Below are 14,396 nucleotides of genomic sequence, written 5' to 3'. Positions count from 1 at the left end.
AAGCGTTCGCATTCTGCTTCATCACGGCACAAATCGCTCAGTTACTTACAAAAGTAAGCGCCTTCGCTCTTGTTTGTGATTCATAGACTGACAAACGCTTTCAATTCACGTTTATCGTATCTATAACATATGCACTACTTACCATCCACCAGTTATTAATTATTGTGAGTCGTCTGTCGACGACTAGCGATAATTTTTTGTTTCAAGCTTTTCGCTTGTCACTCGGTTTTGCTTGGTAAAATCTATACTTACTTATCTAGTTTTCAATGTACAAAATAAATGGTGGGCCTAAGTGGACTCGAACCACCGACCTCACGCTTATCAGGCGTGCGCTCTAACCAGCTGAGCTATAGGCCCATAATATGAATTCTCAATAAATGAGCATTCAAAACTGAATACAATATGTCTCCGTTATTCCTTATCGCCTTAGGCGATATTCCGTATATTATCCTTAGAAAGGAGGTGATCCAGCCGCACCTTCCGATACGGCTACCTTGTTACGACTTCACCCCAATCATTTGTCCCACCTTCGACGGCTAGCTCCAAAATGGTTACTCCACCGGCTTCGGGTGTTACAAACTCTCGTGGTGTGACGGGCGGTGTGTACAAGACCCGGGAACGTATTCACCGTAGCATGCTGATCTACGATTACTAGCGATTCCAGCTTCATGTAGTCGAGTTGCAGACTACAATCCGAACTGAGAACAACTTTATGGGATTTGCTTGACCTCGCGGTTTCGCTGCCCTTTGTATTGTCCATTGTAGCACGTGTGTAGCCCAAATCATAAGGGGCATGATGATTTGACGTCATCCCCACCTTCCTCCGGTTTGTCACCGGCAGTCAACTTAGAGTGCCCAACTTAATGATGGCAACTAAGCTTAAGGGTTGCGCTCGTTGCGGGACTTAACCCAACATCTCACGACACGAGCTGACGACAACCATGCACCACCTGTCATTTTGTCCTCCGAAGAGGAAAACTCTATCTCTAGAGCGGTCAAAAGATGTCAAGATTTGGTAAGGTTCTTCGCGTTGCTTCGAATTAAACCACATGCTCCACCGCTTGTGCGGGTCCCCGTCAATTCCTTTGAGTTTCAGTCTTGCGACCGTACTCCCCAGGCGGAGTGCTTAATGCGTTAGCTGCAGCACTAAGGGGCGGAAACCCCCTAACACTTAGCACTCATCGTTTACGGCGTGGACTACCAGGGTATCTAATCCTGTTTGATCCCCACGCTTTCGCACCTCAGCGTCAGTTACAGACCAGAAAGCCGCCTTCGCCACTGGTGTTCCTCCATATCTCTGCGCATTTCACCGCTACACATGGAATTCCACTTTCCTCTTCTGCACTCAAGTTTTCCAGTTTCCAATGACCCTCCACGGTTGAGCCGTGGGCTTTCACATCAGACTTAAAAAACCGCCTACGCGCGCTTTACGCCCAATAATTCCGGATAACGCTTGCCACCTACGTATTACCGCGGCTGCTGGCACGTAGTTAGCCGTGGCTTTCTGGTTAGGTACCGTCAAGATGTGCACAGTTACTTACACATATGTTCTTCCCTAACAACAGAGCTTTACGATCCGAAGACCTTCATCACTCACGCGGCGTTGCTCCGTCAGGCTTTCGCCCATTGCGGAAGATTCCCTACTGCTGCCTCCCGTAGGAGTCTGGACCGTGTCTCAGTTCCAGTGTGGCCGATCACCCTCTCAGGTCGGCTACGTATCGTCGCCTTGGTAAGCCGTTACCTTACCAACTAGCTAATACGGCGCGGGTCCATCTATAAGTGACAGCAAGACCGTCTTTCACTGTTGAACCATGCGGTTCAACATGTTATCCGGCATTAGCCCCGGTTTCCCGGAGTTATTCCAGTCTTATAGGTAGGTTACCCACGTGTTACTCACCCGTCCGCCGCTAACGTCAAAGGAGCAAGCTCCTCGTCAGTTCGCTCGACTTGCATGTATTAGGCACGCCGCCAGCGTTCATCCTGAGCCAGGATCAAACTCTCCATAAAAGAAGTAAGCTTGATATAGCTCGTTGATTGGTTAAGCCAATCACTCTTGAAAGTACGTTACGTACTCAAAATTATTGGAATTAACGTTGACATATTGTCATTCAGTTTTCAATGTTCATGTGTCGATTCTTTTGACTCGACAAGAATTAATTATACAGACTTTTCATTGTAAAGTCAACACTTTTATTCAATTTTCCCAAAGAAAAAATGACCGCTAGGTCATGATAAAAGTTTGCTTGGCAACGTCCTACTCTCGCGGAACGTAAGTCCGACTACCATCGGCGCTAAAGAGCTTAACTTCTGTGTTCGGCATGGGAACAGGTGTGGCCTCTTTGCTATTGTCACCAAACAATGTTTTACTTCGTGGCAAACGTTCGCATTCGTCTTCATCGCTACGTCATCACTCAGTTGTTTACGGTAAGTAAACGCCTTCGTTCTTCCTTGCGATTCATAGACTTCAAACGTTTTCACTTCGTAAAATACGATATGTGACAAACGTTCGCATTCGAACATGTCACTTCGTAAAATGAATGATTATACATTCAAAACTAGATAGTAAGTATTATTTCACAAGCATCACCTTATGAACTAAATTGATTAAGTCTTCGATCGATTAGTATTCGTCAGCTCCACGTATCGCTACGCTTCCACCTCGAACCTATTAACCTCATCATCTTTGAGGGATCTTATAACCGAAGTTGGGAAATCTCATCTTGAGGGGGGCTTCATGCTTAGATGCTTTCAGCACTTATCCCGTCCATACATAGCTACCCAGCTATGCCGTTGGCACGACAACTGGTACACCAGAGGTATGTCCATCCCGGTCCTCTCGTACTAAGGACAGCTCCTCTCAAATTTCCTACGCCCACGACGGATAGGGACCGAACTGTCTCACGACGTTCTGAACCCAGCTCGCGTACCGCTTTAATGGGCGAACAGCCCAACCCTTGGGACCGACTACAGCCCCAGGATGCGATGAGCCGACATCGAGGTGCCAAACCTCCCCGTCGATGTGAACTCTTGGGGGAGATAAGCCTGTTATCCCCGGGGTAGCTTTTATCCGTTGAGCGATGGCCCTTCCATGCGGAACCACCGGATCACTAAGTCCGTCTTTCGACCCTGCTCGACTTGTAGGTCTCGCAGTCAAGCTCCCTTATGCCTTTACACTCTATGAATGATTTCCAACCATTCTGAGGGAACCTTTGAGCGCCTCCGTTACTCTTTAGGAGGCGACCGCCCCAGTCAAACTGCCCGCCTGACACTGTCTCCCAACTCGATAAGAGTTGCGGGTTAGAAATCCAATACAATTAGGGTAGTATCCCACCAATGCCTCCACGTAAGCTAGCGCTCACGCTTCTAAGGCTCCTACCTATCCTGTACAAACTGTACCGAATTTCAATATCAGGCTACAGTAAAGCTCCACGGGGTCTTTCCGTCCTGTCGCGGGTAACCGGCATCTTCACCGGTACTATGATTTCACCGAGTCTCTCGTTGAGACAGTGCCCAAATCGTTACGCCTTTCGTGCGGGTCGGAACTTACCCGACAAGGAATTTCGCTACCTTAGGACCGTTATAGTTACGGCCGCCGTTTACTGGGGCTTCGATTCGTAGCTTCGCTAATGCTAACCACTCCTCTTAACCTTCCAGCACCGGGCAGGCGTCAGCCCCTATACGTCACCTTACGGTTTAGCAGAGACCTGTGTTTTTGATAAACAGTCGCTTGGGCCTATTCACTGCGGCTCTTCGAAGCGTGAACCTCAAAGAGCACCCCTTCTCCCGAAGTTACGGGGTCATTTTGCCGAGTTCCTTAACGAGAGTTCGCTCGCTCACCTTAGAATTCTCATCTTGACTACCTGTGTCGGTTTGCGGTACGGGCACCAATCTTCTAGCTAGAGGCTTTTCTTGGCAGTGTGAAATCAACGACTCGAAGAAAACATGTTTCTTCTCCCCATCACAGCTTGACCTTAATGAGTGCCGGATTTGCCTAACACTCAGTCTCACTGCTTAGACGTGCACTCCAACAGCACGCTTCGCCTATCCTACTGCGTCCCCCCATCGCTTAAAACGAATCATGGTGGTACAGGAATATCAACCTGTTATCCATCGCCTACGCCTGTCGGCCTCAGCTTAGGACCCGACTAACCCAGAGCGGACGAGCCTTCCTCTGGAAACCTTAGTCAATCGGTGGACGGGATTCTCACCCGTCTTTCGCTACTCACACCGGCATTCTCACTTCTAAGCGCTCCACATGTCCTTGCGATCATGCTTCAACGCCCTTAGAACGCTCTCCTACCATTGTCCTAAAGGACAATCCACAGCTTCGGTAATATGTTTAGCCCCGGTACATTTTCGGCGCAGTGTCACTCGACTAGTGAGCTATTACGCACTCTTTAAATGATGGCTGCTTCTAAGCCAACATCCTAGTTGTCTGGGCAACGCCACATCCTTTTCCACTTAACATATATTTTGGGACCTTAGCTGGTGGTCTGGGCTGTTTCCCTTTCGAACACGGACCTTATCACCCATGTTCTGACTCCCAAGTTAAATTATTTGGCATTCGGAGTTTGTCTGAATTCGGTAACCCGAGAGGGGCCCCTCGTCCAAACAGTGCTCTACCTCCAATAATCATCACTTGAGGCTAGCCCTAAAGCTATTTCGGAGAGAACCAGCTATCTCCAAGTTCGATTGGAATTTCTCCGCTACCCTCAGTTCATCCGCTCACTTTTCAACGTAAGTCGGTTCGGTCCTCCATTCAGTGTTACCTGAACTTCAACCTGACCAAGGGTAGATCACCTGGTTTCGGGTCTACGACCAAATACTCATTCGCCCTATTCAGACTCGCTTTCGCTACGGCTCCACATTTTCTGCTTAACCTTGCATCAGATCGTAACTCGCCGGTTCATTCTACAAAAGGCACGCCATCACCCATTAACGGGCTCTGACTACTTGTAAGCACACGGTTTCAAGTTCTCTTTCACTCCCCTTCCGGGGTACTTTTCACCTTTCCCTCACGGTACTGGTTCACTATCGGTCACTAGAGAGTATTTAGCCTTGGGAGATGGTCCTCCCAGATTCCGACGGAATTTCACGTGCTCCGCCGTACTCAGGATCCACTCAGGAGGGTATACGTTTTCGACTACAGGATTATTACCTTCTATGATTAACCTTTCCAGGTTATTCGTCTAACGTATTCCTTTGTAACTCCGTACAGAGTGTCCTACAACCCCAACAAGCAAGCTTGTTGGTTTGGGCTCTTCCCGTTTCGCTCGCCGCTACTCAGGGAATCGATTTTTCTTTCTCTTCCTCCGGGTACTAAGATGTTTCAGTTCTCCGGGTCTACCTTCTCACATGCTATGTATTCACATGCGGATAACACGACATAACTCGTGCTGGGTTCCCCCATTCGGAAATCTCTGGATCACAGCTTACTTACAGCTCCCCAAAGCATATCGTCGTTAGTAACGTCCTTCATCGGCTTCTAGTGCCAAGGCATCCACCGTGCGCCCTTAATAACTTAATCTAAACGTGTTGATAAGCGTTCGCATTCTGCTTCATCACGGCACAAATCGCTCAGTTACTTACAAAAGTAAGCGCCTTCGCTCTTGTTTGTGATTCATAGACTGACAAACGCTTTCAATTCACGTTTATCGTATCTATAACATATGCACTACTTACCATCCACCAGTTATTAATTATTGTGAGTCGTCTGTCGACGACTAGCGATAATTTTTTGTTTCAAGCTTTTCGCTTGTCACTCGGTTTTGCTTGGTAAAATCTATACTTACTTATCTAGTTTTCAATGTACAATGTTGAATCCTCAAAAATGAGCATTCAAAACTGAATACAATATGTCTCCGTTATTCCTTATCGCCTTAGGCGATATTCCGTATATTATCCTTAGAAAGGAGGTGATCCAGCCGCACCTTCCGATACGGCTACCTTGTTACGACTTCACCCCAATCATTTGTCCCACCTTCGACGGCTAGCTCCAAAATGGTTACTCCACCGGCTTCGGGTGTTACAAACTCTCGTGGTGTGACGGGCGGTGTGTACAAGACCCGGGAACGTATTCACCGTAGCATGCTGATCTACGATTACTAGCGATTCCAGCTTCATGTAGTCGAGTTGCAGACTACAATCCGAACTGAGAACAACTTTATGGGATTTGCTTGACCTCGCGGTTTCGCTGCCCTTTGTATTGTCCATTGTAGCACGTGTGTAGCCCAAATCATAAGGGGCATGATGATTTGACGTCATCCCCACCTTCCTCCGGTTTGTCACCGGCAGTCAACTTAGAGTGCCCAACTTAATGATGGCAACTAAGCTTAAGGGTTGCGCTCGTTGCGGGACTTAACCCAACATCTCACGACACGAGCTGACGACAACCATGCACCACCTGTCATTTTGTCCTCCGAAGAGGAAAACTCTATCTCTAGAGCGGTCAAAAGATGTCAAGATTTGGTAAGGTTCTTCGCGTTGCTTCGAATTAAACCACATGCTCCACCGCTTGTGCGGGTCCCCGTCAATTCCTTTGAGTTTCAGTCTTGCGACCGTACTCCCCAGGCGGAGTGCTTAATGCGTTAGCTGCAGCACTAAGGGGCGGAAACCCCCTAACACTTAGCACTCATCGTTTACGGCGTGGACTACCAGGGTATCTAATCCTGTTTGATCCCCACGCTTTCGCACCTCAGCGTCAGTTACAGACCAGAAAGCCGCCTTCGCCACTGGTGTTCCTCCATATCTCTGCGCATTTCACCGCTACACATGGAATTCCACTTTCCTCTTCTGCACTCAAGTTTTCCAGTTTCCAATGACCCTCCACGGTTGAGCCGTGGGCTTTCACATCAGACTTAAAAAACCGCCTACGCGCGCTTTACGCCCAATAATTCCGGATAACGCTTGCCACCTACGTATTACCGCGGCTGCTGGCACGTAGTTAGCCGTGGCTTTCTGGTTAGGTACCGTCAAGATGTGCACAGTTACTTACACATATGTTCTTCCCTAACAACAGAGCTTTACGATCCGAAGACCTTCATCACTCACGCGGCGTTGCTCCGTCAGGCTTTCGCCCATTGCGGAAGATTCCCTACTGCTGCCTCCCGTAGGAGTCTGGACCGTGTCTCAGTTCCAGTGTGGCCGATCACCCTCTCAGGTCGGCTACGTATCGTCGCCTTGGTAAGCCGTTACCTTACCAACTAGCTAATACGGCGCGGGTCCATCTATAAGTGACAGCAAGACCGTCTTTCACTGTTGAACCATGCGGTTCAACATGTTATCCGGCATTAGCCCCGGTTTCCCGGAGTTATTCCAGTCTTATAGGTAGGTTACCCACGTGTTACTCACCCGTCCGCCGCTAACGTCAAAGGAGCAAGCTCCTCGTCAGTTCGCTCGACTTGCATGTATTAGGCACGCCGCCAGCGTTCATCCTGAGCCAGGATCAAACTCTCCATAAAAGAAGTAAGCTTGATATAGCTCGTTGATTGGTTAAGCCAATCACTCTTGAAAGTACGTTACGTACTCAAAATTATTGGAATTAACGTTGACATATTGTCATTCAGTTTTCAATGTTCATGGTTTTAAATAAAAATGGTGGAGACTAGCGGGATCGAACCGCTGACCTCCTGCGTGCAAAGCAGGCGCTCTCCCAGCTGAGCTAAGCCCCCATGTGAAAGGTATTTCTAAGAAGTCGGGAAGACAGGATTTGAACCTGCGACCCCTTGGTCCCAAACCAAGTGCTCTACCAAGCTGAGCTACTTCCCGTTATTAAAAATGGCGCGCCCGATAGGAGTCGAACCCATAACCTCTTGATCCGTAGTCAAACGCTCTATCCAATTGAGCTACGGGCGCTATTTAAAATGGTGCCGAGGACCGGAATCGAACCGGTACGGTGATCTCTCACCGCAGGATTTTAAGTCCTGTGCGTCTGCCAGTTCCGCCACCCCGGCAAAAATAATGGAGCAGAAGACGGGATTCGAACCCGCGACCCCAACCTTGGCAAGGTTGTATTCTACCGCTGAACTACTTCTGCTCAATAGTATTCGAATGATGAGCCATAGAGGATTCGAACCTCTGACCCTCTGATTAAAAGTCAGATGCTCTACCAACTGAGCTAATGGCTCATATAAATGGTGCCGGCCAGAGGACTTGAACCCCCAACCTACTGATTACAAGTCAGTTGCTCTACCAATTGAGCTAGGCCGGCTATAAATGGTGGAGAATGACGGGTTCGAACCGCCGACCCTCTGCTTGTAAGGCAGATGCTCTCCCAGCTGAGCTAATTCTCCGAAATAATTGCCTGGCAACGTCCTACTCTCGCGGAACGTAAGTCCGACTACCATCAGCGCTAAAGAGCTTAACTTCTGTGTTCGGCATGGGAACAGGTGTGACCTCTTTGCCATTGTCACCAGACAATATTTTATTGTGTAGCTCATGTCGGCTACCTTTTTATAATACACAGTTTGCAAACACTTTTCAATAGTTAATTTTACACTTTCTTAAAGTTTTTTACAAACATTTTACTTTGTGTTGCCGCTTGTTTCGGCGACTTTTATATATTACATAATTTAAAGGTTAGTGTCAACACTTTAACAGCATTTTTTCAAAAACTTTTTCAACCATATGTATCGGTGACATTTCAACACTTTAACGTGGTCACTTTGAAATATTCTAAAGGGTTTCATTTAAAATATCAAGCTGTTTTTTAACACTTATGTAGAAATATTTATATTTCATCAAAAAAAGTGACATAGTTCGTATGTCCACGTGTCTAAAGAGGCATACATTTAACCATGTCACACTATGTTGTATTATTTTTGACGCATATAAGGGAATAACAGCACGTCACGAATAGATGGAGAATTCGTAAGCAACATCACTAATCGGTCAATACCGATACCTAACCCACCAGTTGGTGGCATACCATATTCTAATGCCTCAATGAAATCATCGTCCATCTCATGCGCTTCATCATTACCTTGAGCTTTTTCGACAAGTTGCGCTTCAAAACGTTGACGCTGATCGATTGGGTCATTCAATTCTGTGAATGCATTCGCATGTTCACGTCCCACAATAAACAATTCGAAACGATCTGTAAAACGTGGATCTTCTGGATTTTTCTTAGCTAATGGAGAAATTTCAATCGGATGACCATAAATAAACGTTGGTTGTATTAACGTTTCTTCTACTTTTTGTTCAAAGAATTCGTTTAAAATATGACCGTATTTCATATTTTTGTCCACTTCAATACCATGTTCCTTAGCTAAAGCATGTGCTTCTTCATCAGTTTTCACATCAAAGAAGTTAACACCTGTGGCTTCTTTAACAGCATCAACAATGTGTAGGCGGCGCCATTTCGGTTCTAATTCAATTGTATTCTCACCATATTGAATAGACGTTGTACCTAATACTTTGCGTGCAATGTGTGCCACTAATTCTTCAGTTAAGTTCATAATGTCTTGATAGTCTGCATACGCTTCATACAGTTCAATCATTGTAAACTCAGGATTATGACGTGTAGACACGCCTTCGTTACGAAATACTCGACCAATTTCATATACTTTTTCCAAGCCGCCAACAATGAGACGTTTTAAATGTAATTCAATCGCGATACGCATATATAATGTTGCATCTAACGCATTATGGTGTGTTACAAATGGACGTGCAGCAGCACCACCAGCAATTTGATGCATCATTGGCGTTTCAACTTCTAAGAAACCTTTATCATTTAAGTACGTACGCATTTCTTGAATAATACGACTACGATTAATGAATGTTTCTGTGCTCTCTTCGTTTGTAATTAAATCTAAGTAACGTTGACGGTAACGTTGTTCAATATCTTGCAAACCATGATGTTTATCCGGTAATGGACGCAATGATTTCGATAACAATTTAAATGATTTTGCCTTAACAGAAAGCTCACCTGTGTTTGTTTTAAACATTACACCTTCTACGCCGACAATATCGCCTAAGTCTGCTGTACTCCAAATATTGAATTGTTCTTCTCCAACTTGGTCTTTACGTACATATATTTGAATTTGACCTGATAAATCTTTAATGTGTGCAAAACCAGCTTTACCTTTACCACGTTTTGTCATTAATCGACCGGCGATAACAGTATGACTTTCCGCTTCTTTTTCTGCAAGTTCTTCTTTTGAAAATGCATCCCACGTAGATTTTAATGATGCTGCGTCGCCTGTTCGGTCAAACTTTTCACCAAATGGATCAATTCCTAAATCACGTAATTCTTGCAGTTTTTGTCGACGTACCTGCATTTGGTCGTTCATTTCTTCTGACATGCTTACCTCTCCTTTTTGTCTATGCTTCTACTTTATTTTGTTGCGCACGCATTTCGTCACGAAATTCCGTTAAAATTTCAATCATTTCTGCTTCAGTTTCAGCTTGATTTAAAGCTTTTCGCGCTTTTCCGTTACCTCTAACACCTTTTAAATACCAAGATGCGTGTTTGCGCATTTCCATAACTCCGACTTTTTCACCTTTTAAATCAACAAGTCGACGTAAATGTAACAATGCGATTTCCACTTTGTCGTCTACTTCTGGCTCATCAATCAATTCACCTGTCTCAAGGTAATGAACAGTTCTATAAATCATCCATGGATTACCAAGTGCTTCACGGCCAATCATGACCGCATCTACTCCTGTTTCTTTCAACATTTTTTCAGCAAGTTCAGGACTTGTCACGTCACCATTACCAATTACTGGAATGTTAACCGCTTCTTTAACTTGACGAATAATATCCCAATCCGCTTTGCCTTCATACATTTGAACGCGTGTACGACCATGTAATGAAATCGCGGCTGCACCAGCACGCTCTGCTGCTTTAGCATTTTCAACTGCATAAATATGATCTTCATCCCAACCAATACGCATTTTACATGTTACTGGCTTACTCACACGTTCTGTAACAGCGGATACCATTTCATATATTTTATTCGGATCAAGTAACCATCGTGCTCCGGCTTCACATTTAATAATTTTTGACACTGGACATCCCATGTTGATATCAATAATATCTGCTGTTGTATTTTTATCTACGTATTCCGCTGCTTCAACAAGCGTTTCTTTTTCCCCACCAAAAATTTGTAGCGATAGTGGGCGTTCATTTTCGTCGATATATAACATTTTCATTGTTTTAGGATTATTAAATAAAATCGCTTTGTCACTCACCATTTCTGCACAAACAAGTCCTGCACCAAATTCTTTGACTGTTAAGCGAAATGCAGAATTACACACACCAGCCATAGGTGCAAGTACGACTCTATTTTGAATTTCGACGTCTCCTATTTTCCACATAAGTCGTGCCTCCAATAAATACTTTATCTGTATACTTAGACACCGATTTCAACGATTTATGTCGAACCTTGCCTAAATTAAACATTTAATTTTGATATTTTACAACAGTTTCATCAGGGTGAACAAGGGATTGAATTGTTTTTTTACTACGTGGTTCAATGACGTGTGATGCAATTTCATTTAATGGAATCATCACAAAAGCACGCTCAGTCATTCTAGGATGTGGCACGATGAGTTGCTCCGACTCTATTATTCGATCTCCATATAACAACACATCAATGTCTATCGTTCTAGGGCCCCAGCGCACTTTACGCACACGGTGGAGCTCTTTTTCAATATCTAAACATTGTTGTAGTAATACTTCTGGACTTAACGAAGTTTTAATATGAAGACATACATTCAAAAAATCAGGTTGATCGACATAGCCTACAGGTTTTGTTTCATACATAGATGATACCTGTTGTACATGAATGTCAGTCACTTGATCCAAACGTTCTACAGCTGATTTTAATTGTTGTTCACGATCGCCAATATTACTTCCCAAACCTAAATACACATCAATCATGATGATTCAACCTCACAATTTCAATGCCTACACCATTATAAATACCATGAATAGGCGGGTTCTTTTTTGTAATTCTAACTTTCGTTTCCATTACACGATTATAGTGTGAATTTATACGCTTTGCAACACGTTCCGCGAGATATTCCAGTAAATTCACGGGAGGACCTTCCATGATTGCTTTAACATCTTCATATACCTCACCATAATGAACCGTATCTTCTACACGATCTGATTCGCCTGCTTCAGATAAATCCACTTTCATTTCGATATCCACTATGAACACTTGCCCGATTTCATTTTCAGCTGGCAGCGCTCCATGATATGCGTAAAATTCAAGTCCTTGTAAAAATATTTTATCGTTCATCTTCATATCCTTTCAACGCATCCATCGCTTTTGCTAGGCGTGCATTCATTAATACGTTATGTACGCGCACACCGTCGACACCTTTCATAATGCCGTACGCTGTTGTTGCTGCCGTCGCTTCGTCACGTTCATCCACCTTATTATCGACACCTAACAATTCTTTTATAAAGCGTTTGCGACTCGTTGCGAGTAGTACTTTAAACCCTGTAGCTACTAATTCGTCTAAACGTGCCATCACGATTTGCTCTTCTTCACGCGTTTTAGCAAAACCGATGCCTGGATCTAACCAAATATTTTCTTGAGGTATCCCTGCTAATACTGCTTTGTTAGCTTGTTTTAATAAAGTAACTAACATTTCATCCACAACAGGCGTATCTCTTTGACCATCACCGTTATGCATCAAAATGATTTCAGCGTGATGTTTGGCAACAACGTCAAAAATCGCTTCATCATATAGCCCTGCCCATTGGTCATTGATAATATGCGCTCCTGCTTCAAGTGCTGCTTCAGCGACTTCACTTCTAAATGTATCCACGGATATTTGAGCATCAATACCATTTAAAGCCTTAACTACTGGCACAACACGTTGTAATTCTTCTTCGACCGTTACTTCTTCATGACCTGGTCGCGTTGATACGCCACCCACATCGATAATATGCGCTCCTGCTTCAACCATTTGATGTGCATGTGAAACTGCTTTTTCAACATTGTTATACTGACCGCCATCCGAAAATGAGTCGGGTGTCACATTTAATATACCCATAATTTGTGTAGTTTTCATACTCGGTCATCCTTTCTCTATGAATACGACCATTATAGCAAATTTACCGGTAATGCGTGCGTTACGTGTGTTTCACTATAAAAAAGAGGGTGGGACATAGCATCTCTTTTAATTAAAATTAGCCAACAAAATTCAATAATACATGAACTTTATTGGCTATGATTTATATTAATTAATTTAATTTTGGTGATGAATCATGTGATGAATTGTGATTGATCCCTTAGCCGAGACTTCTGAGGCATTATGCCGAAACCGAAAATCCATTTTAAGAGCAGAAATCCAGGAGATTTCTGCTCTTAAAATTAGTTGAGGTAAGGCGCCTAGAAAAGCGAGGCGTTAGGGACAATCATAAATTAAAATGATTTATGTCTCACCCTCATTCTTAATCCCTCATGATTATTCAAAATTGTATAATGGTGTTGATAAATAACGCTCACCATTACTTGGTAATACAGTAACGACTGTTTTGCCTTTACCTAACTCTTTCGCTTTTTGGATCGCAGCATAAATGGCTGCACCTGAAGAAATACCACCTAAAATACCTTCTTCTTTGGCAACACGACGTGATGTCTCCATTGCAACGTCATTACCTACTGTGATGACTTCATCATAGATATCTGTGTTTAATGTATCAGGAATAAACCCTGCACCTAAACCTTGTAATTTATGAGGTCCTGGCTCACCACCACTTAATACCGGAGAAGCCTCAGGTTCAATCGCAACGAGTTGAATATCAGGATATTTTTCTTTTAACACTTTACCAGCACCAGACAATGTACCACCAGTACCGACACCCGCTAAGAATGCATCAATTGTTTTGCCTTCGAATTGTTCCACGAGCTCTGGACCAGTTGTAAGCTCATGCACTTTAGGATTCGCTGGGTTTTCGAATTGTTGGGGTTCAAAATATCCATGTTCTTCTTTAAGTTCTTTCGCCTTTTTAATGGCACCTTTCATCGCTTCTGAACCTGGTGTTAAAACCAGTTCTGCCCCATACGCTTTTAATAAGTTACGACGTTCTTGACTCATTGTTTCCGGCATAGTGAATACTGCTTTGTAGCCTTTAGCCGCACATACAAACGCTAAACCAATACCTGTGTTACCACTTGTCGGTTCAACAATTGTGTCACCGGGTTTGATTTTGCCGTCTTTTTCAGCTTGTTCAATCATCGCTAGTGCAATACGGTCTTTCACTGAGCCACCAGGATTTTGATATTCTAATTTAACATAAATGTCCGCTGCATCTTCGCCAGCTTGATGTCTTAATTTGACTACGGGTGTTTGACCAATAATTTCAGTAATATTTTCTACAGGTTTTCTTACCATTTAAAACAACCTCACTTTAAATTAATATTCATACACTGAATACA

General features: G+C 44.1%; 6 protein-coding genes, 9 tRNA genes and 5 rRNA genes. All 20 read right to left on the bottom strand.

Annotated features, from left to right (window positions below; genetic code table 11):
- Positions 1-280 precede the first annotated feature (280 nt).
- The 20 genes from GJE18_RS01110 to cysK all read right to left on the bottom strand — a co-directional run bounded on the left by GJE18_RS01110 (position 281) and on the right by cysK (position 14,352).
- Positions 281-357, bottom strand: a tRNA-Ile gene (locus GJE18_RS01110).
- Between the two features lie 98 nt (positions 358-455).
- Positions 456-2,007, bottom strand: a 16S ribosomal RNA gene (locus GJE18_RS01105).
- Positions 2,008-2,241: 234 nt separating this feature from the next.
- Positions 2,242-2,356, bottom strand: a 5S ribosomal RNA gene (gene rrf / locus GJE18_RS01100).
- A gap of 244 nt (positions 2,357-2,600) precedes the next feature.
- Positions 2,601-5,527: ribosomal RNA gene (locus GJE18_RS01095) — 23S ribosomal RNA — on the bottom strand.
- Between the two features lie 381 nt (positions 5,528-5,908).
- Positions 5,909-7,460, bottom strand: a 16S ribosomal RNA gene (locus GJE18_RS01090).
- A 134-nt stretch (positions 7,461-7,594) separates the two neighbouring features.
- A tRNA-Ala gene (locus tag GJE18_RS01085) sits at positions 7,595-7,670 on the bottom strand.
- 23 nt (positions 7,671-7,693) lie between these two features.
- A tRNA-Pro gene (locus GJE18_RS01080) sits at positions 7,694-7,767 on the bottom strand.
- Between the two features lie 10 nt (positions 7,768-7,777).
- Positions 7,778-7,854: transfer RNA gene (locus GJE18_RS01075), tRNA-Arg, on the bottom strand.
- A gap of 9 nt (positions 7,855-7,863) precedes the next feature.
- Positions 7,864-7,952, bottom strand: a tRNA-Leu gene (locus GJE18_RS01070).
- An 8-nt stretch (positions 7,953-7,960) separates the two neighbouring features.
- A tRNA-Gly gene (locus tag GJE18_RS01065) sits at positions 7,961-8,035 on the bottom strand.
- 18 nt (positions 8,036-8,053) lie between these two features.
- Positions 8,054-8,126 (bottom strand) — tRNA-Lys (locus tag GJE18_RS01060).
- Positions 8,127-8,133: 7 nt separating this feature from the next.
- Positions 8,134-8,209: transfer RNA gene (locus tag GJE18_RS01055), tRNA-Thr, on the bottom strand.
- Positions 8,210-8,215: 6 nt separating this feature from the next.
- A tRNA-Val gene (locus GJE18_RS01050) sits at positions 8,216-8,291 on the bottom strand.
- 9 nt (positions 8,292-8,300) lie between these two features.
- Positions 8,301-8,415, bottom strand: a 5S ribosomal RNA gene (rrf, locus tag GJE18_RS01045).
- Together the 16S, 23S and 5S rRNA genes with 9 tRNA genes alongside form the textbook arrangement of a ribosomal RNA operon.
- 398 nt (positions 8,416-8,813) lie before the next feature.
- Complete coding sequence (gene lysS, locus GJE18_RS01040) at positions 8,814-10,301, bottom strand: lysine--tRNA ligase (RefSeq protein ID WP_060552312.1); 1,488 nt, start codon at positions 10,299-10,301, stop codon at positions 8,814-8,816.
- A gap of 19 nt (positions 10,302-10,320) precedes the next feature.
- Positions 10,321-11,316: a tRNA dihydrouridine synthase DusB gene (dusB, locus tag GJE18_RS01035; RefSeq protein WP_037568028.1), complete on the bottom strand. Its 996-nt coding sequence runs from the start codon at positions 11,314-11,316 to the stop codon at positions 10,321-10,323.
- Between the two features lie 85 nt (positions 11,317-11,401).
- Entirely contained in the window at positions 11,402-11,881 is a 480-nt protein-coding gene (gene folK, locus GJE18_RS01030) for a 2-amino-4-hydroxy-6-hydroxymethyldihydropteridine diphosphokinase (RefSeq protein WP_060552311.1), read from the bottom strand.
- Entirely contained in the window at positions 11,874-12,245 is a 372-nt protein-coding gene (gene folB, locus GJE18_RS01025; protein WP_037568024.1) for a dihydroneopterin aldolase, read from the bottom strand. Before folB ends, folK begins: the two co-directional genes overlap by 8 nt.
- The gene (gene folP, locus GJE18_RS01020) at positions 12,235-13,026 is read right to left on the bottom strand and encodes a dihydropteroate synthase (RefSeq protein WP_165886066.1); all 792 of its coding nucleotides are present in this window, start codon (positions 13,024-13,026) and stop codon (positions 12,235-12,237) included. The genes folB and folP overlap by 11 nt, the downstream gene beginning before the upstream one ends.
- Positions 13,027-13,422: 396 nt before the next feature.
- The gene (gene cysK, locus GJE18_RS01015) at positions 13,423-14,352 is read right to left on the bottom strand and encodes a cysteine synthase A (protein WP_037568020.1); all 930 of its coding nucleotides are present in this window, start codon (positions 14,350-14,352) and stop codon (positions 13,423-13,425) included.
- Positions 14,353-14,396 lie beyond the last annotated feature (44 nt).

It is taken from the genome of Staphylococcus agnetis, from assembly GCF_011466855.1.
GTDB lineage: Bacteria > Bacillota > Bacilli > Staphylococcales > Staphylococcaceae > Staphylococcus > Staphylococcus agnetis.
Note: the sequence above shows the minus strand (reverse complement) of the source record. Positions and strands in the feature narration are given on the sequence as shown.